Source organism: Pseudomonas brassicacearum (genome assembly GCF_000585995.1).
Taxonomy (GTDB): domain Bacteria; phylum Pseudomonadota; class Gammaproteobacteria; order Pseudomonadales; family Pseudomonadaceae; genus Aquipseudomonas; species Aquipseudomonas brassicacearum_A.
In genome coordinates this window covers 2,305,118-2,329,843 of sequence record NZ_CP007410.1, presented here as the reverse complement: position 1 = coordinate 2,329,843, position 24,726 = coordinate 2,305,118, and the positions used below count along the sequence as shown (strand labels likewise).

At 62.3% G+C, this 24,726-nt stretch carries 19 protein-coding genes and 1 pseudogene; 9 read left to right on the top strand and 11 right to left on the bottom strand.

Translation table 11 applies throughout. The annotated features are described in order from the left end of the window. Positions 1–211 precede the first annotated feature (211 nt). Complete coding sequence (locus CD58_RS10150; RefSeq protein ID WP_025212903.1) at positions 212–715, top strand: peptidylprolyl isomerase; 504 nt, start codon at positions 212–214, stop codon at positions 713–715. Further along, complete coding sequence (gene lpxH, locus CD58_RS10145; RefSeq protein WP_025212902.1) at positions 712–1,482, top strand: UDP-2,3-diacylglucosamine diphosphatase; 771 nt, start codon at positions 712–714, stop codon at positions 1,480–1,482. Before CD58_RS10150 ends, lpxH begins: the two co-directional genes overlap by 4 nt. Before the next feature lie 119 nt (positions 1,483–1,601). Here lpxH and CD58_RS10140 read toward each other — a convergent pair whose 3' ends face one another. The 7 genes from CD58_RS10140 to CD58_RS10110 all read right to left on the bottom strand — a co-directional run bounded on the left by CD58_RS10140 (position 1,602) and on the right by CD58_RS10110 (position 12,858). Beyond that, positions 1,602–3,131, bottom strand: coding sequence for a DHA2 family efflux MFS transporter permease subunit (locus CD58_RS10140; RefSeq protein ID WP_025212901.1), 1,530 nt, complete (start codon positions 3,129–3,131; stop codon positions 1,602–1,604). A 192-nt stretch (positions 3,132–3,323) separates the two neighbouring features. Then, positions 3,324–4,523 carry an efflux RND transporter periplasmic adaptor subunit gene (locus CD58_RS10135; RefSeq protein WP_025212900.1) on the bottom strand — a complete coding sequence of 400 codons (1,200 nt, stop codon included), beginning with the start codon at positions 4,521–4,523 and terminating at the stop codon, positions 3,324–3,326. A gap of 15 nt (positions 4,524–4,538) precedes the next feature. Next, positions 4,539–6,008, bottom strand: coding sequence for an efflux transporter outer membrane subunit (locus tag CD58_RS10130; protein ID WP_025212899.1), 1,470 nt, complete (start codon positions 6,006–6,008; stop codon positions 4,539–4,541). After that, positions 6,005–6,478: a MarR family winged helix-turn-helix transcriptional regulator gene (locus CD58_RS10125; protein WP_025212898.1), complete on the bottom strand. Its 474-nt coding sequence runs from the start codon at positions 6,476–6,478 to the stop codon at positions 6,005–6,007. Before CD58_RS10125 ends, CD58_RS10130 begins: the two co-directional genes overlap by 4 nt. A gap of 253 nt (positions 6,479–6,731) precedes the next feature. Continuing rightward, positions 6,732–10,418 (bottom strand): translocation/assembly module TamB domain-containing protein, encoded by a 3,687-nt coding sequence (locus CD58_RS10120; protein ID WP_025212897.1) that lies wholly within the window; start codon positions 10,416–10,418, stop codon positions 6,732–6,734. Continuing rightward, on the bottom strand, positions 10,415–12,142 hold the full coding sequence (locus CD58_RS10115; RefSeq protein ID WP_025212896.1) for an autotransporter assembly complex protein TamA: 1,728 nt from the start codon (positions 12,140–12,142) through the stop codon (positions 10,415–10,417). Before CD58_RS10115 ends, CD58_RS10120 begins: the two co-directional genes overlap by 4 nt. Before the next feature lie 65 nt (positions 12,143–12,207). Beyond that, entirely contained in the window at positions 12,208–12,858 is a 651-nt protein-coding gene (locus CD58_RS10110; protein ID WP_025212895.1) for a GNAT family N-acetyltransferase, read from the bottom strand. A 177-nt stretch (positions 12,859–13,035) separates the two neighbouring features. On the opposite strand from CD58_RS10110, the gene xthA reads away from it, so the two are divergent. Then, entirely contained in the window at positions 13,036–13,848 is an 813-nt protein-coding gene (xthA, locus tag CD58_RS10105) for an exodeoxyribonuclease III (RefSeq protein ID WP_025212894.1), read from the top strand. Between the two features lie 40 nt (positions 13,849–13,888). Here xthA and CD58_RS10100 read toward each other — a convergent pair whose 3' ends face one another. After that, positions 13,889–14,440, bottom strand: coding sequence for an ester cyclase (locus tag CD58_RS10100; protein ID WP_025212893.1), 552 nt, complete (start codon positions 14,438–14,440; stop codon positions 13,889–13,891). Positions 14,441–14,681: 241 nt separating this feature from the next. After that, positions 14,682–14,840, bottom strand: a complete 159-nt coding sequence (locus CD58_RS31410) for a hypothetical protein (protein ID WP_235195298.1) — start codon at positions 14,838–14,840, stop codon at positions 14,682–14,684. A 117-nt stretch (positions 14,841–14,957) separates the two neighbouring features. On the opposite strand from CD58_RS31410, the gene CD58_RS10095 reads away from it, so the two are divergent. The 3 genes and pseudogenes from CD58_RS10095 to CD58_RS10085 form a co-directional block, all read left to right on the top strand. Next, positions 14,958–15,839 carry a LysR family transcriptional regulator gene (locus CD58_RS10095; protein WP_025212892.1) on the top strand — a complete coding sequence of 294 codons (882 nt, stop codon included), beginning with the start codon at positions 14,958–14,960 and terminating at the stop codon, positions 15,837–15,839. A 103-nt stretch (positions 15,840–15,942) separates the two neighbouring features. Continuing rightward, positions 15,943–17,268, top strand: coding sequence for a substrate-binding domain-containing protein (locus CD58_RS10090; RefSeq protein WP_049866949.1), 1,326 nt, complete (start codon positions 15,943–15,945; stop codon positions 17,266–17,268). Between the two features lie 480 nt (positions 17,269–17,748). Beyond that, positions 17,749–17,955 (top strand): annotated as a pseudogene (locus tag CD58_RS10085) (DUF6124 family protein); the annotation flags it as partial. Positions 17,956–18,104: 149 nt separating this feature from the next. Here the strand turns inward: CD58_RS10085 and CD58_RS10080 are convergent. After that, positions 18,105–19,343, bottom strand: a complete 1,239-nt coding sequence (locus CD58_RS10080) for a M20/M25/M40 family metallo-hydrolase (RefSeq protein WP_025212889.1) — start codon at positions 19,341–19,343, stop codon at positions 18,105–18,107. Between the two features lie 92 nt (positions 19,344–19,435). Further along, positions 19,436–20,521: a diguanylate cyclase gene (locus tag CD58_RS10075; protein ID WP_025212888.1), complete on the bottom strand. Its 1,086-nt coding sequence runs from the start codon at positions 20,519–20,521 to the stop codon at positions 19,436–19,438. A gap of 178 nt (positions 20,522–20,699) precedes the next feature. On the opposite strand from CD58_RS10075, the gene CD58_RS10070 reads away from it, so the two are divergent. The 3 genes from CD58_RS10070 to CD58_RS10060 all read left to right on the top strand — a co-directional run bounded on the left by CD58_RS10070 (position 20,700) and on the right by CD58_RS10060 (position 24,622). Beyond that, positions 20,700–22,151 (top strand): flavin-containing monooxygenase, encoded by a 1,452-nt coding sequence (locus CD58_RS10070; protein ID WP_025212887.1) that lies wholly within the window; start codon positions 20,700–20,702, stop codon positions 22,149–22,151. Between the two features lie 17 nt (positions 22,152–22,168). Then, positions 22,169–23,098 (top strand): alpha/beta fold hydrolase, encoded by a 930-nt coding sequence (locus tag CD58_RS10065; RefSeq protein WP_025212886.1) that lies wholly within the window; start codon positions 22,169–22,171, stop codon positions 23,096–23,098. Between the two features lie 147 nt (positions 23,099–23,245). Next, positions 23,246–24,622: a VOC family protein gene (locus CD58_RS10060; protein WP_025212885.1), complete on the top strand. Its 1,377-nt coding sequence runs from the start codon at positions 23,246–23,248 to the stop codon at positions 24,620–24,622. The last annotated feature ends 104 nt before the right edge of the window (positions 24,623–24,726 follow it).

Sequence of the window (24,726 nt, the reverse complement as noted above, 5' to 3'; positions counted from 1 at the left end):
CTGATAAATCAAAGCCCCTATCATAGCCGATGCTGTCAAGCCGCTGACAGGCCAGGCCGGTAAACGATTGAATTTAATCGACGGCCAGATGAAAAACAGCCTCGAAATTCGTGCCTGGCGCGCTAAACTGCCCAGCCTGGCCGATTGCAGCCAGACCGGTTGCGGGCGTTCGCGCCCCGAAGCCCACGAATTTCTTGAAAGAGTAGTAATCATGACCCAAGTCAAACTGACCACCAACCACGGCGACATCGTCCTGGAACTGAATGCCGAGAAGGCACCGTTGACCGTTGCCAACTTCATCGAGTACGTCAACGCCGGCCACTACGAGAACACCGTATTCCACCGTGTCATCGGTAACTTCATGATCCAGGGCGGCGGTTTCGAGCCTGGCATGAAAGAAAAGAAAGACAAGCGCCCGAGCATCCAGAACGAAGCCGACAACGGCCTGCCGAACGAAAAATACAGCGTTGCCATGGCCCGTACCATGGAGCCGCATTCGGCCTCTGCGCAGTTTTTCATCAACGTGGCCGACAACAGCTTCCTGAACCACAGCGGCAAGACCACCCAGGGCTGGGGCTACGCGGTGTTCGGCAAAGTGGTTGAAGGCACCGACGTCGTCGACAAGATCAAAGGCGTTTCCACCACCTCCAAGGCCGGCCACCAGGACGTCCCGGCAGAAGACGTGATCATCGAGAAAGCCGAGATCATCGGGTGATACTGCTGATTTCAGACTTGCATCTGGAAGAGGAGCGCCCGGACATCACCCGGGCGTTTCTGGATTTACTCGCCACACGCGCCCGCTCGGCGCAAGCGTTGTACATTCTGGGCGACTTTTTCGAAGCCTGGATCGGCGACGATGCCATGACGCCGTTCCAGCGTTCCATCTGCCAGGCCCTGCGCGAATTGAGCGACAGCGGCACGGCCATTTTCCTGATGCACGGCAATCGCGACTTCATGCTGGGGCAGGCCTTCTGCAAAGCGGCCGGCTGCACCCTGCTCAAGGACCCGAGTGTCGTGCAGTTCAATGGCGAACCGGTGCTGCTGATGCACGGCGACAGCCTCTGCACCCGCGACGAAGGCTATATGAAGCTGCGGCGCTGGCTGCGCAACCCGGTCACGCTGTTCATCCTGCGCCACCTGCCGCTGGGCAGTCGCCAGAAACTGGCGCGCAAACTGCGCAACGAAAGCCGTGCGCAGACGCGGATGAAAGCCAATGACATTGTCGACGTCACGCCCGAGGAAATCCCAAGGGTCATGCAGGCCTACGGCGTGAAGACCCTGATCCACGGCCACACCCATCGTCCCGCCATCCATAAGCTGCAACTGGGCGACCATGCCGCCCGGCGCATCGTGCTGGGGGATTGGGACAAGCAGGGCTGGGCATTGCAGGTGGATGAACAGGGGTTTGCGTTGGCGCCGTTTGGATTTGCCCCGCCGCCGCTGTTATCAGCGCCCGACACAATCTCCAGCAGCCCAACCTGAATCCCCCTGTGGGAGCGGGCTTGCCCGCGAAAGCGGTGTGTCAGTCACTATCAAAGTGACTGTCAGGCCCTCTTCGCGAGCAAGCTCGCTCCCACATTGGAGTGCATTTCACTTCTGGATCAGTGCCCCGCCGAAGCCGGCCCCGCCTTCGCCGCAAACGGCGGCTTCGCCAGCCACACCAACACGATCAAGCCCATGAACGCCCACCCCATCAGCGTGAAGTAATCCACGGTGGAGAGCATGTACGCCTGGCTGGTGAGGACCTGATCAAGCCGGGCATAGGCCGGCGTGCTCGCGCCGCCGAGCTGGTTGAGCGCCTCGCGGGTGGCGGGCTCGAAGGTGCTGATGCTTTCGCTCAGGTAGGCATGGTGCTGGTCGGCCCGGCGGATCCAGATCCAAGTGGTCAGGGATGCGGCAAAGCTGCCGCCCAAAGTCCGCAGGAACGTCGCCAGCCCCGCGCCGTCGGCAATCTGATGGGGCGGCAGGTCCGACATCAGGATGCTCAAGGTCGGCATGAAAAACAGTGCCACACCGATGCCCATGAACAACTGCACCAGGGCAATGTGCTGGAAATCCACCTCGTTGGTGAACCCGGCGCGCATGAAGCAGCTCAAGCCGATGGCCAGGAACGCCAGCCCGGCCAACAGGCGCAGGTCGAATTTGTGGGCGTACTTACCGACGAAGGGCGACATCAACACCGGCAGGATCCCGATCGGCGCCACCGCCAGTCCGGCCCAGGTGGCGGTATAACCCATCTGGGTCTGCAACCACTGCGGCAGGATCAGGTTGATGCCGAAGAATCCGGCATAGCCCCCCACCAGCACAATGGTGCCAATGCGAAAGTTGCGATAGGCGAACAACCGGAGATTGACCACCGGATGCCGGTCGGTCATTTCCCAGATCACGAACACCGCCAGGGCAATCACCGAAATCACAGCGCCCATGATGATGAAGTTCGACTCGAACCAGTCCAGGTCGTTGCCCTTGTCGAGGATTACCTGGAGCGCACCGACGCCGATGATTAGCGTGATCAGACCCACGTAATCCATCGGCTGGTAGCTGGTGACCACCGGCCGCGCCTTGAGCTGCTGGCGCACCACCATCACCGCGAAGACCCCGATAGGCACATTGATGAAGAAGATCCACGGCCAGCTGTAGCTGTCGGTGATCCAGCCACCGAGGATCGGCCCGGCAATCGGCGCCACCACCGTGACCATCGCCAGCAACGCCAGGGCCATGCCGCGCCTGGCCGGCGGATACACAGCAATCAGCAAGGTCTGGGTCATTGGGTACAACGGCCCGGCCACCAGCCCCTGGAGCACGCGAAAACCAATCAGCTCTGGCATCGAGGTGGAGATACCGCACAGAAACGAGGCGAGCACGAACAGCAGGGTCGCCCACAAAAACAGCTTCACCTCACCAAACCGCCGGGCCAGCCAGCCGGTCAACGGCAACGCGATGGCATTGCTCACCGCGAACGAGGTGATCACCCAGGTGCCCTGCTCGGAGCTCACCCCCAGGTTGCCGGAAATGGTCGGCAAGGCGACGTTGGCAATGGTGGTGTCGAGCACCTGCATGAACGTCGCCAGCGACAGCCCGATAGTGCTGAGCAACAGGCTGGGCGGCGTGAAAGACGCGTTATTGCTCATTGCGAAATCCTATGAAGCGAAGGTGGTGAAATCGTCTAGGTCAGGACACAAACCCTGTGGGAGCGGGCTTGCTCGCGAAGACGATTCCACGTTCAACATCTGTGTTGGCTGATACTGCGCATTCGCGAGCAAGCCCGCTCCCACAGGGTTCTGCACCATCCTGCTGATGCAGAGGCCGGCCTGCGACAGTGCTCAGCGTTGCACCGTCTTACTGGCAGCCGCGCTGTTCTCATGGATCAGGCGGGTGATCATCGCGTCGGCGTCGGCCAGTTGCCGGTCGTAGATCTGCGTGCTGAACGAGGCTTTCTGCGGTGGCTGTTGCGCCAGTACCGGGCCACTCTGGTCGTGCAGGTTGACGTTGACCTGGGTCGACAGGCCTACCCGCAGCGGATGCTTGGCCAGCTCTTGGGCATTGACATGGACGCGCACCGGTACCCGCTGGACGATCTTGATCCAGTTGCCCGTGGCGTTCTGCGCCGGCAGCAAGGCAAACGCGCTGCCGGTCCCGGCACCGAGGCTGTCGATGGTGCCGCTGTACTTCACATCGCTGCCGTACAGGTCGGTTTCGATCTCCACCGGCTGGCCGATGCGCATGTCGCGCAGCTGGGTTTCCTTGAAGTTGGCGTCGATCCACAGCTGATCCAACGGGATCACCGCCATCAGCGCCGTGCCCGGTTGCACCCGCTGCCCCAGTTGCACGGTGCGCTTGGCGACATAACCGGTGACCGGCGCGATCAGGGTGCTACGGGCATTGGCCAGGTACGCCTGGCGCAATTGCGCGGCGGCGGACTGCACATCGGGATGGGACGAAACCACCGTGTCATCCACCAGCGCGCTGGTGGTCTTGAGCTGTTGCCGGGCATTGGCCAGGGCGTTTTGCGCCGAGGTCAGGTCGTCCCGGGCATGGGACAGTTCTTCCTGGGAAATCGCCCCGCCGGCTGCCAGGTTCCTGCGTCGGTTGTAGTTCTCCTGGGCCTTCTGCACTTCGGCCTCTTGCGCGTTGACCTGCGCCCGCATGCCGTCGACGTTGCTGTACAAGCCACGCACCTGACGCACGGTCCGGGCCAGGTTGGCCTGGGCACTTTGCAGCCCGACCTCGGCATCGCTCGGATCGAACTGCACCAGCACCTGGCCTTCTCGCACCAGGTCACCGTCGTCGGCACCGATGCTCACCACGGTGCCGGTGACCAGCGGCGTGATCTGCACCACGTTGCCGTTCACATAAGCATCGTCGGTGCTCTCGTTCCAGCGGCCATACAGTTCATGCCAGCCCCAGACGCCCACGCCTGCGAGGATGACGATCACCGCCAGGGCCACCAGCATCACCTTGCGCTTGCGCGGGTTGTTGCTGTCTTGAGTATGTTCGGATTGAGTCGTTTCGGCAGTGGCCATGACAAGTACCTCGAATCAGTTATTCGGCGTGGTGGAGGCCGGCGTGGCCGCAGCCAGGGCCTGGGGTTCGAAACCACCGCCCAGGGCCTGCATCAGCTGGATCGACAAATCGATCTGTTCGGCATTCAGGTTCGCCAGTTGGCGCTGGGCCTGGAGCAATTGCTGCTCGATGCTCAACACGTCCAGGTAATTACCGATGCCGGAGCCGTAGCGCTGAACCACGGTGTCGTAGGAGTTCTGCGCAATATCGGTGGCATGTTGCTGGGCACCGATCTGCCGCGCGATGTCGCGCAGTTGGTTGATGGTGTCGCTGACATCCCCAAGGGCCTTGACCAGGCTCTTGTTGTACTGCGCCACCGCCATGTCGTAGTCGGCGTCCCGGGCATCCAGGTCGGCCCGCAAACGGCCGCCATCGAAGATCGGCAACGACACGGTGGGCGCCACATTGAAGAAGCGACTGGCCGAGCCGAACATCGCATCGCCCAGCAGCGACTGCACCCCCGCCGCCGCGCTCAGGTTGAGGTTGGGGTAGAAGTTGGTCTTGCCGGCCTCGATGTCCTTGCCCGCCGCCTCGACCCGCCAGCGCGCCGCGACCAGGTCCGGACGGCGGCCCAGCAGCTCGGCCGGCAGGTTCGACGGCAGGGCGACCGCGCTAGATTGCAGCACATTGGGCCGGGTGATTTCGTTACCACGGTCCGGACCCTTGCCCAACAACACCGCCAGGGCGATTTTTGCGCTTTGCAGGCGTTTCTCCGCGTCGATACGGGTCGCATCGGCGCTGGCTTCCAGGCTTTCGGTCTGCTGGAACTGGTATTCGCTATCGATCCCGGCGTTAAGGCGGCGCTTGCTCAGGTCAAGCATTTGCCGGGTGCGCTTGAGGTCCTCGGACGCCAGGTCATAAATGATGTGGGCCTGGCCGAGGTCGCTGTAGGCCCGGGCCACGTCGGCGGCCAGGGTCAGCTGCGCGGCCTGGCGATCGATCTCGGCGGCGCGGGCCTGGCCCAGGGCGGCTTCCCAGGCGGCCCGCTGGCCGCCCCAGAGGTCGAAGTTGTAATTGAAATCGACACTCAGCGAACGCAGGGTGCTGTAGGCACCGCCCTGCCCCTGCGGATCCTGGTCGCGGGCCAGGCGCGAACGGCTGACACTGCCGCTGGCATCCAGGGTCGGCATACGCGCGGCGTTGGCGGCATAGGCTGCGGCACTCGCCTGATGCACCCGGGCACTGGCGATCTGCATGTCTGGGCTGTCACGCAAGGCTTCACGAATCAGCCCGTCGAGTTGCGGATCGCCGAGGCTTTTCCACCAGTCGCTTTTCGGCCAGGAGGCCGGTGACAAGGTGACACCGTTCAGGGATTGCCCAGCCTTGAGACTCTGGGCTTCGAGGCTGACGCCTTCGGTCTTCAAGCCGCTGTAGCTGGCACAGCCGGCCAGGCTCATGGCCAACAACAGCAGACTTATGCGAGTTCGCAAGGTTTTACGTTTCATTTGTCCCCCAATCGCAACACGGTGATGGGATCACCGGCGGCGAGCAGAATTTTCTTGAGGATCTGTTCGAGGGTTTGCAGCTCCTCGCGGCTGATGGCGTTGGCCAACTGGTTCATGGCATCGGCGCCGATAACCGGCAGGCGATCCGCCAGGGCTTGGCCGGCTTCGGTCAGCACCAGCAGCACTTGCCGACGGTCATCCACCGAGCGCTGGCGGGCGAGGAAACCTTTCTGTTCCAGGCGATCGAGCATGCGCGTCATCGAGCCGCTGTCCAGGGACAGGTAGCGGCACAGCTCGGCCGGCGTGTCGATGCCGTGCTGGGCCATGATGATCAATACCTTGAACTGCGCGGCAGTGATGCCGACGGGTTCCATGTGGGTATCGATGATCCGGTCCTTGAGCAGCGCAGCGCGGCCGAGCAGCATGCCGAGCTGGCAATTGTGGAAATTGTCTGGGGTGAAATGCTTCATCTGACCACCGTTTGCTGCCTAGGCAGTGAATGTATGTCGAGATATTACTGCTTAGGCAGCAAATGTCAAACAAATAGATAGGTTGCTATGCACTAACAGACAAACGCAGAAAATCTGTGGGGAAGCAAATGTGGGAGCGAGCTTGCTCGCGATAGCGGTATGACATTCAACATCGTTGTTGACTGACACGCCTCTATCGCGAGCAAGCTCGCTCCCACAGGGGATTGGCCTTACATGGGATTTTGGGAAGGCTTCAGAAATCGCGCTTATAGAAGATATCCAGGGAGCTGGCGACGCCGCTGGCGGCTTCGAGGTAGACCTTCTTGCTCAGCTTGTAGCGCAGGGCAATGGTGTTGGCCGGTTCGAACACGCCGACGCCATAGCGTAGGCTGAGTTTTTCCGAGAGGTTGCCGCTGGCCACCACGCTGGTGGTGTCGCCGCTGCCCTGGGTGTCGAGCTGGAAGTCCTCGATCCCCAGGTTGCTGGCCAGGCTGGTGGTCACGCCCGAGCTGCCCATCAACCCCAGGCCCAAGGCGGCTTGGGCGAGCATGTTGTTGTCCTCGCCCGTGGTGCTCAGCGGCCGGCCCAGCACCAGGTAGGACAAAGCCTGTTCCTGGCTCATGGCCGGTTCCGAGAAGATTTGCGTGGTCGGCTGTTCGGCGCTGCCGCTCAAGCGGATACCGGCAATTACGTCGTCGGTCTGGCGGATCGCTTCGATGTCCAGATAGGGCTGGTCGATGGGCCCGGCGAACAGCAGCCGGGCCCGGCGCACCGTCAGCCGTTGCCCATAGGCCCGGTAGCGGCCGTCGTTGAGCCAGAGTTCGCCGCGGGTGTCCATGTTGTCGCCGATGTGGACTTGCCCCTGCACGTTGGCCGTCAGCCCAAACCCGGAAAACGCGAGCTTCTCCTGGCCGACGATCACGTCGATGTCCATCGCCATGGCCAGCGGCGTCTTGCCCTCTTCGGTCTGGTGACCCACGATCACCGTGTCATCCGACACCTTGACGGTAGACGGCGGCAATTCGCGGACGGTGATTTCGCCCTTGGGCACCAGGACCTTGCCGGCAATGGAGAGCCGCTCGCCCTGCATCGTGATATGAAGATCCGGCGCCACGTCCAGCATCGCATAGGGTTCGACAGTGACCGGCAATTGCGAACCCTTGAGGGCCAGGTCCATGGTCAGCGCCTCGTCCCAGGCGATCCGTCCGCTCAGGCTACCCTGCCCGCTCTTGCCACTTTTCCAGTCACCGTTGAGTTGCACCGCTTCGCCGGTAATCATTGCCCGCACCTGCAAGGCTTCAAGGCTGATGGGCAGTTCCGGGCCAGACACTTCGCCGTCGCTGAGCATCAGGTTGCCGTTGACCCGGGGCGTCAGCAAACCACCGGACAATGTGCCGCTGCCGCTCAGATGGCCGGCGAGGGTTTCCACCATCGGCAGGAACGGCCGGGCCACCGACAGGTCCAGGCCCGTCAGGCGGAACGAACCACTCAATGGCTTGCTGGCCGGCAGCGGGTTGATCTGCGCCTGGAGCATCAGCTCGCCCAGCTTGGCGCCGACGAAATTCAGCTGGGTGTCGATGCGCGTGGGGGTCAGGCGGCTGTCGAGGGTCAAGGTCTGGTACGGAAAGTCCAGCCACTGCGCCTTGTCGCGGTCCTTGTCCCGGATCCTCAAAGTGCCGCTGCTGGCGTCCACCAGGATCCGGCCGTTCGGGCCGCTGGCCGGCAGATCCAATTGCAGCTCAGCGTTGAGCTGGCCCTGCCAGGCAAAATCCTTGGGCATCCACTGGGCCAGGCTTTCGATGGGGAATTGCTTTAGGTGATAACGCAGCTTCGGCTCCGGCATCAGGCGTTGGTCTTCGCCACACAGGCTGGCCTGGCCGGAACGCCAACAATGGGCACCAACGTTGAGCGTGCCATTGGCCAGGCGCTCCAGTTTCGCCGGGGCCTGCAAGCGCCACGCTTGCCCGCCAGCCTGCACGTCACCGCTGGCCAGGCGCCCGCGCCAGTTGCCTTGGTCGAGCGCGCCATCGAACACCAGAGTCGTGTCGAGTTGCGGCCCTTGCAGGTCCAGGTTCAACCTTTGCTGCTTGATGTCGCCCTGGCCGCTGACCGTCAGGACGCCCAATGAGGTTTCGCCGACGCGGATATCGCTGGCCTTGAGATCGACCTTGCCGCGCTGCGCGCTGTCGAGGGTCGCGTCCAGGTTCAGGCTTTGCAGACGATTGTCCTGGAACGCCAGTTGCGAACCTTGCAGGCCGAGCTTGCCTTGGGGCGCCTTCAGCGTCCCGGCGACATCGACACGGCCCATGACTTGGCCGCGCAATTGCGGCCAGAGCTGGGCCAGGCGCGCGAGCTTGATGTCGATCTGGCCGCTGAGTTTCTGTTGCAGGCTGCCGGTGCCGTTGATGCGGTTATCCCCCAGGCGGATATCCAGCGCACTAAGGTTCCACTGCTCACCGGCGCCGCTGGCCTTGGCCTGGAACAACGCCGGTTGGCCGCGCAGCTTGCCCTTGAGGTCCAGGTCAGCATCGAGGGCAAGGCTGTCGTTTTTCATCGAGCCCTTGCTGCGCAACGGCCCGGCCAGGGCGCCGGGGAGCTCGCCAAGCCAGTACGCCGGGTTGATCGCCGACAGTTGCAGCGCCGTGTCCCAGGCGATGCCGTCGGCGAACTGCAAGTTCAGGTGCCCTTCAGCCTTGCCCTGCCCGGCTGCGAGCTTGAGCTGCGGCAAGAAGATCTGCGTCAGGTCGCCGCTGAACGGGCTGTCCAGGCTGAAAGCTCCGGCCGGTCCATCCAGCGCAGCCTGGAAATTGCCCAGGTATTTGCCGTCGGTATAGGACACCTCGCCGTTGAAGCTGCGCAGCGTGACCTGCGGCTCGTCGATCAGCGGATAGAGGCGATGCCAGGGGAAATCCAGCCAGGCGATTTTCGCTTCGGCGCTCAGGCCTTCGCGCCAGTCCAACTGACCGGTGAGCTTGAGGCTTTGCTGGTCATCGGCATTAAGGTCCAGGCCGGCGATCTGGGCTCCGTTGGCATCCACCTTGCCTTGTAGCGACAACCCCACCGGGCCTTTCTCGGCGGGCAGCGTGGCCTTGCCGAGCAGTTGATAGCCGTTTTTCAGATCGCCTTCGCCGGTCAGTTCCAGCTGATTGAGCACCAAGGTCTCCGGCAGGTCGGCGCTGGCCTTGAAGCCGTCGGCGGTGATGCGCACCTTGGCCGGCAGGTTGTCCGCCAAGGGTTGCAGCTCACCGATCAATCGGCCTTGCAGGTAGCCGCTGCTGTCGGCGTTGAGATGGAGGGTCCTGAGCAGATCACCGTCCACTTTCAGGTCCAGCCGCCAGGGCGTGGCGCCCGGTGCCGGCAAAGTGAGCTGCCCCTCGGCGTGCAAGGGCCAGTCACCGCCCGGTTTCAGCAACCCGGACAACTTCAGGCTCAGTTCGTCGCGCTGCAATTGCACCGAGTCGATCTGCAGGCCCTGGGCGGTCCAATGAGCGGCCAGTTGCAAGCCCTTGAGCTGTTCGCTGCCGTTGAACAACAGGCTGCCAATCTGCACCTCGCCCAATTCAATGGCGACCGGCAAGTCCAGGTCCGGCAAGGTGATCGGCCCGCTGCTGGGCTCATCGGCAGACGGAGGCAATTGCAGGCTGACTTTGTCGGCCTTGAGCTGTTCGATGCACAGGGTCATGCGCGTCAGGCACAGCGGCGACCAGGCGAAAATCACTCGATCCAGCTCCACCCGGCTGCTGTCCTGCTGCCACAGCAGATGATCGGCGCTCCACTGCCCACCCAGCCGCCCCTGGAAATTCTCCACGTTCAGCCCTGGCACCAGGCCGAGGGCCCAGCGGCTGCCGAACGCTGTGCCCAGCACAACGCTCAAGGCCAGTACGAGCGCCACCAGCAACCCGGCGAGCGCCAGCAGCGTTATCTTCAAACCACGCGTCACAGCTCGGGCCCCATGGAAAAGTGCAAGCGAATGCCGCCTTCGTCATCCATCGCATGGGCCAGGTCGAGGCGGATCGGGCCCACCGGCGACACCCAGCGCACGCCGACGCCCACACCGGTCTTGAGGCTCGGTAATTCAAGGCTATTGAAAGAGTTACCCTGGTCGATAAAAGTCGCCACCCGCCATTTTTCCGCAATTGAATACTGGTATTCGAGGCTGCCGGCGACCATGTAGCGACCGCCGATGCGATCACCTTCGGAGTTTTCCGGCGACAGGCTCTGGTAGTCGTAACCGCGCACGCTCTGGTCGCCACCGGCAAAAAAGCGCAGTGACGGCGGAATGGATTTGTAGCCATTGGTGGCGCTGCCGCCAATCTGGGCCCGGGCCAGCAGACGATGTTTGTCGAACACCGTGGTCAGCCCCTTGACCATGGCGGTGCCATATAAAAGGTTGTTGTCCGACCCAAGCCCTTCCTTGGCCACCTTGGCATCGAATTGCAGGCGATAGCCGTTATGGGGGTCGATGCGGTTGTCACTGCGCAGGTAGGAATAACTGACACCGGGCATCAGCAACGTACTCAAGCCCGCATCGTCGCCGAGGCGGTATTCCTCGCGTTGCCACTTGAGCGACACCACCCGCTGCCAGCCGCTGGGCAACTTGCTGTGCCATTCCGGGCCCACGGTCAGCAGCTTGCTAAGGCTGTCGGTGTCGGCCAGTTCTTCATATTGATAACCGCCGGCGTAACGCAGCTTGTCGGTCAGCGGTGGGTCCAACGGCACGTCGTACCACAGGCCGACGTTCTGCCGAGGCGCCGACACTTCCGTCTCCCAGCCGTAACTGTGACCCTGGGCATTGACCCAGTGGCGCGTCCAATTGGCCTTGGCCCGCGGGCCGACGTCGGTGGAGAACCCCAGGCCCAGCCCCATGGTGCGCGGCTTGCGGGTGTCGAGCTTGACTGCCACCGGGATCACGTTATCGGTGGCGGCGGTGGGTGCCGCATCCACTCGGACACCTTCGAAATAACCGCTCGACTGCAGGTCCTGGTTGAGCTCGGCAATCAGTTCGGAGTCGTACGCGGTGCCCACCTTGAACGGCACCATGCGTTGCAGCAGGTCTTCGTCCAGTGGGGTGTCGCCTTCGAAGTGCACAGGGCCCAAGGTGTAGCGCGGGCCGCTGTCGTAGATCAACTCGATGTCGGCGATACCCGCCTGGGGATCAACCCTTAACTGTTGGCTGACGAAGCGCCCGCTGAAAAAACCATAACGCGACGCCTGGTTCTGGATCAGTCGCTTGGCGTCCTCGTAACGGCCATGGTTGAGCACCGCACCAGGCTTGAGGGCGGCGTTATCAGGTACGCGAAAAGCCTTGAGGGACGCCGCCGGGCCATCGATGCGCACGGTGACATTGCGCAAGTGCACAGGCTCGCCGGGGTCGATGGTCAGCACCAGGCGCGGGACCTTGCCGCCCTTGACCTCGCTGTCGATCTGCGGCTGGTAATAGCCCAGGGCCTGGGCGGCTTTGCGCGCCTGTTCCTCGGCGCCACGACTGAAGCGCAGCAAGGCCTCTTCGTCACGATCGCCCACGCCGCCAATGTACCCTTCTACATTGGCCTTGAGTTCGTCGTTGGACGGCTTGACCCGTACATCCAATTCACTTTGTGCCAGCGCCGCGCAGCTGAGGGACAGCAAGAGCGCGCCACTGGTCATTCGTCCTGGGAAATTCATGGCGCGGATGCTATCACGGGCTTGGAAGCCTGATAGAGCCGGACATTTCCCAAAAGTTCGCCCGATTACGCCGTTGCGCTTTGCAAGACTTGGGGGTTGGCGTGAAAGAACACATGTTCGCGGACAGGTCCTACCGCAATCTCACCGATTTCTTCGTAGCCCTGGCGTTTATAAAACTCCAGGTAACGTGGGTTACCGGTGTCTAGCACCACGCCTTGGGAGTTTTCGTCCACCGCACACCAGTTGTGTACCGCCTCGAGCAACTGTTCGCCAAAGTGTTGGCCCTGAAACTGGGGATGAACCCCCAGCAGCGGCAACACATGGACCGCATCCGACGGCAGGCACGCCGCCACCGCCGCGTGGTAATCCAGGTAGCGCCGGGTGCAGCGAAAACCGGTGCTCAACACCATGCGCAGGCGCCAGGCCCAGCTTTCGGTGATACCCAGTCGCCGTTGCGGTGGAGCGATCAGGGCGATGCCAATCAAACGGTCGTTGACCAGCAGGCCGATGGCCGGCAGGTCCTGGAGAAAATGCTGCTTGACCAGCTCGCGTACGGTGGCCCGCACCCGATGTTCATAACCGGGCCGCTCGGACTCGAACAGGAAGCTGAAGGTCGGCTCATGGCGATAAGCCTGGTACAGCAATGAACGCGCTTCGCGGGAGTAACCGCTGTCGAGCATATGGATGTCGGCAATGGCGGTGGCGGTTTCAGGCATGACGGTAGATCTCCTGGGGCGAGGCTCGATGAGGCCCTGCTCTTATTGAGTACGAACCCGATTGGGTTGCGATCGTTCCTACACCCACAGGACATTAGCAGCGCATTTGTCCTACTGCCACGCTGGCTCAGTTCCGACATGTCAGCTAGCATCGCAGTTTTGCCAGGACTGCCGACCATGAAGATCGTCTCCTTCAACATCAATGGGCTGCGCGCCCGTCCCCATCAGCTGGCGGCGCTGATCGAGAAACATCAGCCGGACGTAATCGGCCTGCAGGAAACCAAGGTCCACGACGAACAATTCCCCCTGGCCGAGATCCAGGCTCTGGGCTACCACGTGCATTACCACGGGCAAAAAGGCCACTACGGCGTCGCCCTGCTCTCCCGCCAGGCGCCGCTGAGTCTGTATAAAGGCTTCGAAGGCGACGACGAAGACGCCCAGCGCCGCTTCATCTGGGGCACCTTCGCCGATGCCAACGGCGTGCCGGTGACCATCATGAACGGTTATTTCCCACAAGGTGAAAGCCGCGATCACCCGACCAAATTCCCGGCCAAGGAACGCTTCTACAGCGATCTGCAGCAACTGCTGGAAAGCCGCTTCAGCAACGATCAGCCCGTGGTGGTGATGGGCGACGTGAACATTTCCCCGGAAGATTGCGACATCGGCATCGGCCCGGACAACATGAAGCGCTGGCTGAAAACCGGTAAATGCAGCTTCCTGCCGGAAGAACGCGAGTGGATGGCCCGCCTGAAGAACTGGGGCTTGGTGGACAGCTTCCGCCACCTGAACCCGGACGTCGCCGACCGTTTCAGCTGGTTCGATTATCGCAGCCGCGGTTTTGAAGACGAGCCCAAGCGTGGCCTGCGCATCGACTTGATCCTCACTTCCCATGGCCTGCTACCACGGGTCAAGGATGCCGGCGTCGACTATGAACTGCGGGGCATGGAGAAACCTTCGGACCATGCGCCGATCTGGTTGCAATTGAGCTGACCCGCCAGAAAACGGCTCGCCGCAGTGGCGAGCCGGTCTGTCAGAGGACGCCCAGTTGCTTGAACAGGGTCAAGTTGTCCTCGATGTGCCAGTTGGCGACGATCTTGCCTTGCTCGACCTGGTAGATATCCGTGGCGATGAACTCCACGGCCTGGCCCGCACCCTTGCGTTGGTCAAAAGTGCCGGTGAAATGCCCACGAAAGCGCAGGTGCACCACCACCCTATCCCCCGCCACCAACATCTGTTCCACGACGCAACTGAGATCCGGCACGGCACTGCGCAAGGCCCGCGACGCCAGCAACGGACCCTCCGGGCCCTGCTTGCGCCCGGCGGGCGGCGTCTTGTCGATGAAGTTTGGCGCAAGGGCTTCACGGGCCAGCGCTTCGTCGCCGGTGTGCCAGAACGTGTCGTAGCGCCGGGCCGCAAGAATCATCGACGCCGCCTGCTGCTCGGACAGGCTGCGGTCGACAACCAGGCTTTGCGGCTGCACGAGCGCATCGGGGGCGGCCGCAGCCCCCAGCGACAGGCTCAGGGTCAGGAGAAAACCGGCCAGGCGCAAGCCGCCGGGCATGGCAAGGGATGATAACGACATGGTGGATTCCTTCGTATCGATCAAGGGCCGGGCAACTCACTGCGGCCCGGGGTTATGGAACAGGTTTCAGAGGTTTGCGACTCTCGCAAGGACAGCGGGCCGGCCCGGGTGTAGCGGGCAATGTCGTCCTTGCGCATGAACGCCACGCCCGGGTGGCTTTTGACGTGACACAGGAACTCATCCCAGACCCGCACCTGCAGTTGTAGCCGGTGACGGGCTGTCCGGTGAGCTCCTGCACCCTCTACGCGGCCTGGCGCAAAAACGTACGTTCTTCTTCGCCGCTCATCGCAAATTGCGAACTCCAGCGCCGCCCGTGCCAGGGCAGGCTGGCGCTCGCCTGGGCCAGAAAGGTCCTGCGTTCGGGATTGTGAGTGGCATCGGGTGCCTCGGGGATGGCCATGGCAGGACTCCTGATTTAAACGCTGCGGTGTGTTCGTCTGAGGCGCTTAAGGTAGACCTTGCGGGGTTTCCTGATAATTGATCCACTGATGAAAATACATTTCGGAACCAACGAATAATGTTCCTGAAAAACCTCGAGCTTTTTCTGCTCATCGTTGAAAAAGGCGGCTTGTCTGCTGCTGGTCGGGAGGTAGGCTTGTCCCCGGCCTCGGTCTCGGAGCGGCTTGCTGCGCTGGAAACCTATTACGGTGCCAGCCTGCTCAATCGCACCACCCGGGCGATCAGCCTGACCGACGAAGGCCGGCTGCTGGTCGAAGGGGCCCGACGTCTGCTGGCCGAGGCCGGTGAGTTGCACAGCAGCATCCACGCTGGCACCCAGACCCTCAGCGGACCGATCCGCCTGAGTGCCCCGCAAGACCTGGGCCGCCAGTACATCGAACCGATCCTGTCGCGCTTTCTCGACGAGCACCCCGGCGTCAGCCTCGATCTGAACCTGGGTGATGGCTACGTGGACCTGGTCAGCCAGGGGTTCGACTTCGCCATCCGCTACGGCGCCCTGGCCGATAGCTCACTGCGGGTCAGGCCACTGGGGGAAAACCGTCGCGTGGTCTGTGCCGCGCCGGCTTATCTGGCGCGGCACGGCACACCGACGCATCCCGCCGAGCTGGCCCGGCACGAATGCCTGGTGATGCGCCTGGGCGTCAACACCGCGCGGGAATGGACCTTCAGCCGCGGCGGTGAGGTGCATCGGGTGACGGTCCAGGGCCGGCGAATCGCCAATGACGGCGGCCTGGTGCGCCTGTGGTGCCTGGACGGACATGGCATCAGCCTCAAATCGATCTGGGATGTGCGTGACGACCTCGAGAGTGGGCGGCTGGTAGCGTTGTTCCCGGACTTCACCGCCGGCAGCACGCAGTTGCAAATCGTCTACCCGACCGCCCGCGTCCAGCCCCGGCGCGTGCGCGCCTTGATCGAACGCCTGGTGGCCGAACTGGCCTGAGGCGCAATCGCCTTGTCATCGTTCAGTCATCTGTCTGACTTATTCTCCCGGCACTTCCCTGGGATCTGAAGGTGTCGGCATGCGTCTGTGCGTGGTCTGGATAATGGCGTTGTGGCTGCCGTTGGCGATCTGCGCCGAACGCGCGCCCGTCCCTGGCCTGCCCCTTCCCGCGTCCGGCCCGGCCCTGCGCCTGCAAGGTTCCAACACCATCGGCGCGACCCTGGGACCGGCCCTGGTCAAAGGGCTGATGGAAAACCAGGAGCTGCTCAACGTCAGCGCCGAAATCACCGGCCGCGACAACGAGCAACGCATCGTCGGCCAGACCGCCGACGGCCGGCGTGTGCAAATCGACATTGCCGCCCACGGTTCCAGCACCGGATTCGCCGCCCTCAAGCAGGTCAGCGCCGACCTGGCCGCCTCGTCCCGACCGATCAAGGACAGCGAGCTGAAGGAATTGTCGTCCCTCGGCGACCTGAAAAGTCCCACGGCCGAGCAGGTCATTGCCATCGATGGCCTGGCGATTATTCTTCATCCGCAAAACCTGTTGCGTCAGCTTGATACCGCGCAATTGGCGCGGATATTCAGCGGCGAGGCGAAAACCTGGGAAGCGGTGGGCGGCGTTGGCGGGCCGATTCATCTGTATGCCCGGGATGAACAATCCGGCACCTACGATACCTTCAAGGAATTGGTACTTGGCCGACACGGCAAGCGGCTGGATCCCACAGCGCGGCGCTTCGAATCCAGCGAACAGTTGTCCGACGCGGTCAGCCAGGACCCGCAAGGCATCGGTTTCATCGGTTTGCCCTACGTACGCCAAGCCAAGGCCCTGGCGATTGTCGACGGCGATTCGCAACCGATGTTGCCGCTGAACCACCTGATCGCCACAGAGGACTACCCCCTGTCCCGCCGGCTGTTCTTCTATTTACCTCCCCGGGAAACCAACCCGTGGGCCACGGCACTGGTTGAGTTCACCCAAAGTGAAAAAGGCCAGGCCATCGTCGCGGCCAACGGCTTCATCGCCCAAACCGTCCAGGCCATGGCCGTCACACCCAATGCATTGATGCCCGAGGGTTACCAAGCCCTGAGCCGCCATGCCCAGCGCCTGACGGTGAATTTCCGCTTCGAAGAAGGCAGCGCCAACCTCGACAACAAGGCTCATCAGGACTTGGGCCGGGTGCTCGACTACATCCAGAAACACGGCAAGACCGAGCGCCGCGTGACGCTGGTGGGTTTCGGCGACGCCAAGGACGACCCGGCGCGGGCGGATCTTCTGTCCAAACTGCGGGCCATGGCGGTGCGACGTGAACTGGTCAAGTACGGCGTGACCTTGCGGGAAGTGCGCGGCTTCGGCGCGCTGATGCCGGTGGCGGCCAATAGTGAAGATGAAGGACGGATCAGGAATCGGCGGGTGGAGGTTTGGGTTTACTAGGGTCCAAAGGCCGGACACCTCTCCCACGGCAAACCCCATTCCCGTGGCGAGGGAGCTTGCTCCCGCTGGGTGGCGAAGCCGCCCCAAAATGGACTGACGCGGCCTTTCAGGCAGACAGCATCAGCCGGTTTTACGACTGCTGCGCAGCCGAGCGGGAGCAAGCTCCCTCGCCACAAGAGCCGTGTGTTTATCCCGCTGATTTCGATGTAGGACCAAGCCCCGCCGCCTTGCGCCATTGTCTACAACTACGCCAGAATCCGCCGGCTTGTGCGCCTGGAGGCCCGGCTCTATCGTTTTCCGGTCGCTGACAAATCAGCGATCGGGTTTGGTAGCCCGGGTAAACTAAGGCGCACAGCTCCGTCAAATACTGCCGTTGACGATTTTCGTCGGCAGGTTTGTTATGGCGGCTGTGCGCGGGGCGCCCTTGTGGCGCGCTGGGTTTGCCTTGGTACCCGGTCTACCAACCTGCGTATAGCCGCCACCGTCATCAACGGTGTCGACACCGAAGCCCTGCTTGCCAACCTCAGCGAACCCCTGGCCTCGGCCAACGCCATGCTCAGCGACCTGACCTTCGACCTGGAAGGCTCAAGGCGCCACATTGCCCTGGGCATCCAGCAATTGATCGAATTGAGTGGACAGCTGGCAAACCGCGCGCTGGACAAAGTCGAAGCGCGTCCGTCGACATAGCGCATTTCCCTGTGGGAGCGAGCTTGCTCGCGAAGGCGGTTTGTCAGCCAACACTTGATCGACAGACAGATCGCTTTCGCAAGCAAGCTCGCTCCCACAAGGTTTCGAGGCGTTCACCCTGTTGGCGTTCGACGTTACGGCATAGTGCGTTACCGCCCCGCCAACTCCATGATCATCCGCGACAGCAGATAGATCCTGGGCACCACGCTCTCAACCTCGGCATATTCCTCAGGCGTGTGAATATTGCCGCCGACGATGCCGAAGCCATCCAGCGTCGGCGTGCCGACCCCGGCCGACAAGCTAGCGTCCGCCGCCCCGCCGCTGCCTTCTTCGGTGAGCTTGCGCCCCAGTTCGCCATAGATGCCTTGGGCCATGGCCATCAAGCGATCCGATTCCGCCGTTTGTGGCATCGGCGGTAGGCCGCGCTTGAGGCTGGTGGTGACTTCGGTGTCGGCGATCAGTTTGTCTTGCGACACGCGGGCCAGGTCTTTTTCGATGCGGTCGAATTCTTCCGGCACCGCCGCCCGCACATCGGCCTTGGCGCTGGCCTTGTCGGGAATCACGTTGGTCCGGTCGCCGGCCTGGAGCACCGTGAAGTTAATGGTGGTTTTCTTCTGCGCATCGCCGAGCTTGCCCAATTGCAGGATCTGGTGTGCGGCTTCCATCGCCGCATTGCGTCCCAGTTCCGGCGCGACACCGGCGTGGGCCGCCTTGCCCTTGACTTCCACCAGCGCCGTGGCACTGCCCTTGCGCCAGACCACCAAGCCGTCGGCCGGGCGACCCGGTTCCAGGTTGAGGGTCACGTCATGGGCCTTGGCGGTTTTCTTGATCAGGTCAGTGGCAGCGTCCGAGCCTGTTTCTTCGCTGGCATCGAGCAGGAAAGTAATCTGTGCGTAGTTCTTGAAGTCCAGGTTCTTGAGCACCTTCAACGCGTAGATCCCGGCGACGATGCCGCCCTTGTCGTCCATCACCCCCGGCCCATAGGCCCGGCCGTCCTTGATGTGGAAGGGACGCTCGGCGGCCGAGCCTTCCTTGAACACCGTGTCCATGTGCGCCATCAGCAGGATTTTCGCCTTACCGGTGCCCTTGAAGGTCGCCAGGATATGTTCGGTGCCGTCGGAGTTAGGCACCTTCTCGATGGTGGCGCCCAGCTTTTTCAATTCGTCGATGGCTATGTCGCCGACCTGGGTCAACCCCGGCACATACCCGGAACCGGAGTCGATGTTCACCAACCGCTCGAGCAGTTTCAGGGCCTCGCCCTTGTACTGTTCGGCGTCGGTCAGGACTTGTTGATGGGGCTGTGCGAAAGCAACGGGGGCGAAAACGCCGAGGGCCAGGCTCAGGCCGAGACTGACGGCCAGACGGGAGCGAAGCGGGGTAATCGTCATGATTTCATCCTTGTTCCGTATCGGGAGAGTGCCCTGGCAACCCTACCCGACTATGGCCCAAGGCTCTAGATCGCAGGCGCTCATTGATCGTCTCAAAGAGAAATCGCCGACGCCTCCAATACCGGTCGGGGCCGGTGGCAGGTGACCCGATTGCGCCCCGTGGTCTTGGCTTCATAAAGCGCCAGGTCGGCATCGTTGAGCCAGAGGGTCGCGTCGCCATAATCCGGGTCGAAGGCCGCCAGGCCAATGCTCAAGCTCACCTTCAACGTCGGGTTTTGCTCATAGCCAAGCATTGTGAAGCGCTCGCGCAAACCGTCCATGGCGTGCACGGCGTTGGCCAGTGTCAGGTCCGGCAGAATCACGCAGAACTCATCACCGCCATACCGGCCAGCTACATCGGCGGCTCGCAGATTTTGCTTGAGCATTTTGCCGAGCCGACGCAGCACGATGTCACCCGTCACATGGCCATAGGTGTCATTGATGGCTTTGAAATGATCGATGTCGATCAATGCAATCGCGCCGCGCCCTGCCCCGTCTTTTGGGTGACGCCGGCAGCGTTCGAACTCCTCGTTGAGCCTGTCTTTCCAGGCGCCATGATTGAGCAACCCGGTCAGGCTGTCGGTACGGCTCAGGGCCAGCAACTCGCGCTTTTGCCGGCCCAGGGCGTCGGCCTGGCGAAAGCAGAACCAACCCAGCACCATCGGATACAGGCACAACAGGGGCAAACAGGCGTAGATCTGCGCCGGGCTGGTCATGGGCACGCTGGCCAGGGGAAAAAACATCATGCCTACGACAATGCCCGCCGCTTGGGCCACCGCCCCGACGAGCAGGAAACGCAAGCCGCCAATGGCGACGTTGTTCATGGCCATCATCGCCAACGTGACCGCCGCAGGCAGTGGGTTGAACTGCATCGCCGCGACCCAGAAGCCGCCAAGAAACGCATCAATCAATAAATTAAGGAGTTCTGCATGGTACGGCGCCGCGCGATGCCGGACCAATAAATAGGACAAGTGTGGCCAAAGCAGACCATTGAGCAGCATAAAAACCCAGACCCACCGCGGCGGATCGAGAGGATAAAGGGCGGCACTGACCAGCAGCAACCCCAGCGCCAAGCCCAGGATGCGCGATATATAGAGCCTCCTGGCGAGCGTGCGTCCCTTTTTTCCCGTTTTCTGCATAGAGGCCTCTGCACCGGGGTTTCCCAAGTTATCGGGATGGGTTGCCTGGAGTCTATCAGGGCACCATCAAATAGCCACTACTCAATGAAGGGGTATTTATTCTCTTCCAAAACTGGGCTCTCCCTGGATTTTGGCTATACATGACAGGGGAATCAGCAAATCACCCCAGAGGAGGTCCATGGGCAGTTATCAGGTGTTGATCATCGGCAGTGGGTTTGGAGGCCAGTGCGCGGCGGTCAATCTGCTCAAGGAGGGCATTGAGGATTTCCTACTGCTGGAACGCCGGGATTTCCTGGGCGGTACCTGGTGCCAGAATACCTACCCCGGCGCGGCGGTGGATGTGCCGTCGCCTTTGTATTCACTGTCGTTCGCCGCTTACGCGTGGAGCCAAATGTTCGCCGGACAGGCGGAACTGCACCACTACACCCAGCAAGTGATCGAGCGTTTCAAGTTGCGAGACAAAGTGCAATTGGGGGCGAATGTCGAACAGGCGCAATGGGACGATCTCGCCAGGCAATGGAGCGTCCATACCAGCAAAGGCATCTACAGGGCACGGTTCCTGATCAACGCCACAGGGCCCCTCAGCCAACCGGTGATCCCTCCGTTCGAAGGCCTGGAGCGCTTCAAGGGCAAGACGTTTCACACCAATCATTGGGACCACGCCTACGACTACCGCCACAAACGCGTCGCCATTGTCGGCAGTGGTGCCAGCGCCGCCCAGGTGATTCCCGCCATTGCACCGGAGGTCGAGCACCTGCACGTATTCCAGCGCACGCCCCACTGGGTGTTGTCGCGCCCCGATCACACCTTCAACCGCTTCGAACGCTGGCTGCTGCGCCTGGCACCGATGCGCACGCTGTTGCGCTGGTCGATCTACTGGCAATTCGAAACCCGGGTGATTGCCTTCAAGTACTCACGGCCGGCGGTGCGTATGGTCCAGCGCCAGGCCCTGAAATTGCTCGAACGCCAAGTGCCGGACGCCAACCTGCGGCGCCGCTTGACCCCGGATTACCTGATCGGCTGCAAGCGCGTCATCCTGTCTAATACGCTGTATCCAGCCCTGTGCCGGGCCAATGTCAGCGTGCACGGCCAAGAGCAAGGCATCGCCGCCCTCGACGAAACCGGGATCCTCACCCGGAACGGCCAACACATCGAGCTGGACCTGATCGTCTGGTCGACAGGTTTTGATGCCACCGACGGGGTGGTTCCCTACCCGGTGACCGGCAAAAACGGCAGGCGCCTTCGCGAGGCCTGGGCTCCATACCCGCGCGCCTACCTGGGCACCAGCCTGCCGGACTTTCCCAACCTGTTTATCGTGACCGGACCCAACACCGGCAGTGGCCACACCTCGGCGCTGTTCATCATCGAGTCACAGATGAACTACATCCTGGACTGTATTCGCACCCTGAACCGGCAAAACCTGCGTAGCATCGAAGTGCGGCCGGCGGCCGAACAGCGCTACACCGAGATGATCCACCGGGAGATGCAACGCACCGTGTGGAAATCCGGCGGGTGTCACAGCTGGTATCAAAGCAAAAGCGGCCACGTCATCGCGATGTTCCCCGGTTTCAGCTTCACTTATCACTGTCTGACCCGTCGACTCAGGCTGGCCGATCACATTCTTTCGTGACCCATGGAGGGCAAAATATGCTGGTGTTGTTGGTGGTTCTTGCTGTGTTCATCGCCTGGAGCTGGTTGACATACCCAGGCATCGGCCATGTGCTGTACGACACGAGCATGGCCCTGGAGGCACGCCTCTACCGGCTGCGAAAAATCACCGTGCCCATCAGCGAGATGACTGTGTCGACCTGGCAAGGCGGGCCCTATGAGGCACCCGGCAATATCCTGATGCTGCACGGCTACAGCGGCGACAAGGAACTCTGGCTGCGCGTTGCCCGGCAGTTTGTCGGCGACTACCGGGTGGTGATCCCCGACCTGCCCGGCCACGGCGAAACCGGCTTCAAGGCCGGCGGCGGCTATGACATCCCGACCCAGGCCCGGCGAATGATCGAGTTGCTCGACGCCTGTGGCCTGGACAAGGTCCATGTGATCGGTAACTCCATGGGCGGTCATCTCGCCGCGTGGCTGGCGGCCACTTCGCCTGAACGCGTGCTGACCCTGGCGCTGCTCAATCCGGCCGGCGTCACGTCACCCCAGCCCAGCGACATGGACCGCCAGCTCGCCGCCGGCCATAACCCGTCCCTTGTGCACTCGAGGGAAGAGTTCGCGCCCTTCTACGCAATGACCATGGCCTCGCCGCCCTGGGTGCCGAGCATGGTGATGGCAGCATTGGCCGAGCGCTACATACAGCGCCGGGAGGAACTGGCAGAGATCTACCGCGACTTTCGCGCCAGTCCGCCGATGGAACCACACCTGGCTGACATCCGTGCCCCGTCGCTGTTGCTCTGGGGTCGTCAGGACCGCGTGATCGACGTCAGCAGCGTGCCCGTGTGGAGCAAGGGCATCGCCGATTTGCGGGTGGAAATCTGGGACGGGGTCGGTCACCTGCCCATGATTGAAAAGCCGGGGAAAACCGCAGCGTTGTATCGCGAATTCCTCAAGGGGTTGGGGCAGTGACCGGCTGCCTGCTCATGCGGCACTGGATCGAGTAGCTGGATCAGTCCCTGGCAGAATGAAGTCCTGAAGATTCTTCGTTTGTCGGCGTTGGCGAAGGCTGCGATCTTTCGCTCAACTTTCCCACCGCCCGAACCAGGAACTTTCACAATGAGCTTCGTCAGTCCCGACCTGATCCGCCAACGCTTCTCCAAAGCGATGTCCGGCATGTACCGCGACGAGGTACCGCTGTACGGCGCATTGATGAAGCTGGTGGAGCAAACCAATGCCCAGGTGCTGGCAGACAATCCGTCATTGGCCGAACACCTGCGCAGCACCGGCGAACTCCAGCGCCTGGACCTCGAACGCCACGGCGCGATCCGCGTCGGCACCGCCGCAGAACTGACCACTCTGGGTCGCCTGTTCGCGGTCATGGGCATGCAGCCGGTGGGTTACTACGACCTCACGCCGGCCGGGGTGCCGGTGCATTCCACGGCATTTCGCGCCGTGCATGAAACCGCCTTGCAGATCAGCCCGTTCCGGGTGTTTACCTCGCTGCTGCGCCTGGAACTGATCGAGAACACCGAGCTTCGGGCCTTTGCCGAATCGGTGCTGGATAAGCGGCAGATCTTTACCCCCACCGCGCTTGAACTCATCGACCTCGCCGAACGCCAGGGCGGCCTGACGGCGCCACAAGCCGAGGACTTCGTCCTACAGGCGCTGGAAACGTTTCGCTGGCACCACAGCGCGACGGTCACGGCCGAGCAGTATCGGCAGCTGAGCACCCAACATCGTTTGATCGCCGATGTGGTGGCCTTCAAGGGTCCGCATATCAATCACCTGACGCCACGCACCCTGGACATCGACATCGTCCAGGCCCAGATGCCCGTGCACGGCATCACGCCCAAAGCCGTGATCGAAGGCCCGCCCCGTCGCCATTGCCCGATCCTGCTGCGCCAGACCAGTTTCAAGGCGCTCGATGAGTCCGTCAGTTTCACCGACCAGCCACAATCCCAAGGCAGCCACAGCGCCCGTTTTGGCGAAATCGAGCAACGGGGCGCGGCCCTCACGCCCAAGGGGCGCGCGCTCTACGATCAACTCCTGAACGCCGCACGGGATGCGCTGGGGGATTTCCCCAACGAAGCCAACGCCGAACGCTACAACACGCTGATGGGCGAACACTTTGCCCAATTCCCCGACAACCACGATGAACTGCGTCGACAGGCGCTGGCGTACTTTCGTTATTTCGTGACGCCAAAAGGCCTCGCCGCCAAGGGCAGCGTCGAGCAAACAGCCTCGCTGGAACAGTTGCTGGAGCAGCAATACCTGCGCGCCGAGCCCTTGGTGTACGAGGACTTCCTGCCGGTCAGCGCCGCCGGTATCTTCCAGTCGAACCTCGGCGATGCCGCCCAGAATCGCTATGCCGGACAGTCCAATCGCCAGGCTTTTGAAGAGGCGCTGGGGCGCGCGACCATTGATGAGTTGGGGCTGTATGCCGAGACGCAACAGCGCTCCATCGATGAATGCAGGGCTGCGTTGGGCCTGTAGGAATAGGCGGAAGGCGGAATGTGTAGGAAGTTGCGCTACAGACCTGTCGCGAAACTCAACGACAAGCCGCTTCGCCTGTAGGGCCGCCGTGCCGGCCCAGTGCG

Excerpts from the sequence above, each read along its gene's own strand:
- CD58_RS10135 (WP_025212900.1), bottom strand. The coding sequence starts at position 4,523 with ATGGCCACTGCCGAAACGACTCAATCCGAACATACTCAAGACAGCAAC.
- CD58_RS10130 (WP_025212899.1), bottom strand. The coding sequence starts at position 6,008 with ATGAAACGTAAAACCTTGCGAACTCGCATAAGTCTGCTGTTGTTGGCC.
- xthA (WP_025212894.1), top strand. The coding sequence starts at position 13,036 with ATGAAGATCGTCTCCTTCAACATCAATGGGCTGCGCGCCCGTCCCCAT.
- CD58_RS10070 (WP_025212887.1), top strand. The coding sequence starts at position 20,700 with ATGGGCAGTTATCAGGTGTTGATCATCGGCAGTGGGTTTGGAGGCCAG.
- CD58_RS10065 (WP_025212886.1), top strand. The coding sequence starts at position 22,169 with ATGCTGGTGTTGTTGGTGGTTCTTGCTGTGTTCATCGCCTGGAGCTGG.
- CD58_RS10100 (WP_025212893.1), bottom strand. The coding sequence starts at position 14,440 with ATGTCGTTATCATCCCTTGCCATGCCCGGCGGCTTGCGCCTGGCCGGT.
- CD58_RS10150 (WP_025212903.1), top strand. The coding sequence starts at position 212 with ATGACCCAAGTCAAACTGACCACCAACCACGGCGACATCGTCCTGGAA.
- CD58_RS10060 (WP_025212885.1), top strand. The coding sequence starts at position 23,246 with ATGAGCTTCGTCAGTCCCGACCTGATCCGCCAACGCTTCTCCAAAGCG.
- CD58_RS10125 (WP_025212898.1), bottom strand. The coding sequence starts at position 6,478 with ATGAAGCATTTCACCCCAGACAATTTCCACAATTGCCAGCTCGGCATG.
- CD58_RS10140 (WP_025212901.1), bottom strand. The coding sequence starts at position 3,131 with ATGAGCAATAACGCGTCTTTCACGCCGCCCAGCCTGTTGCTCAGCACT.
- CD58_RS10115 (WP_025212896.1), bottom strand. The coding sequence starts at position 12,142 with ATGAATTTCCCAGGACGAATGACCAGTGGCGCGCTCTTGCTGTCCCTC.
- CD58_RS31410 (WP_235195298.1), bottom strand. The coding sequence starts at position 14,840 with ATGGCCATCCCCGAGGCACCCGATGCCACTCACAATCCCGAACGCAGG.
- CD58_RS10075 (WP_025212888.1), bottom strand. The coding sequence starts at position 20,521 with ATGCAGAAAACGGGAAAAAAGGGACGCACGCTCGCCAGGAGGCTCTAT.
- CD58_RS10110 (WP_025212895.1), bottom strand. The coding sequence starts at position 12,858 with ATGCCTGAAACCGCCACCGCCATTGCCGACATCCATATGCTCGACAGC.
- CD58_RS10080 (WP_025212889.1), bottom strand. The coding sequence starts at position 19,343 with ATGACGATTACCCCGCTTCGCTCCCGTCTGGCCGTCAGTCTCGGCCTG.
- CD58_RS10095 (WP_025212892.1), top strand. The coding sequence starts at position 14,958 with ATGTTCCTGAAAAACCTCGAGCTTTTTCTGCTCATCGTTGAAAAAGGC.
- CD58_RS10090 (WP_049866949.1), top strand. The coding sequence starts at position 15,943 with ATGGCGTTGTGGCTGCCGTTGGCGATCTGCGCCGAACGCGCGCCCGTC.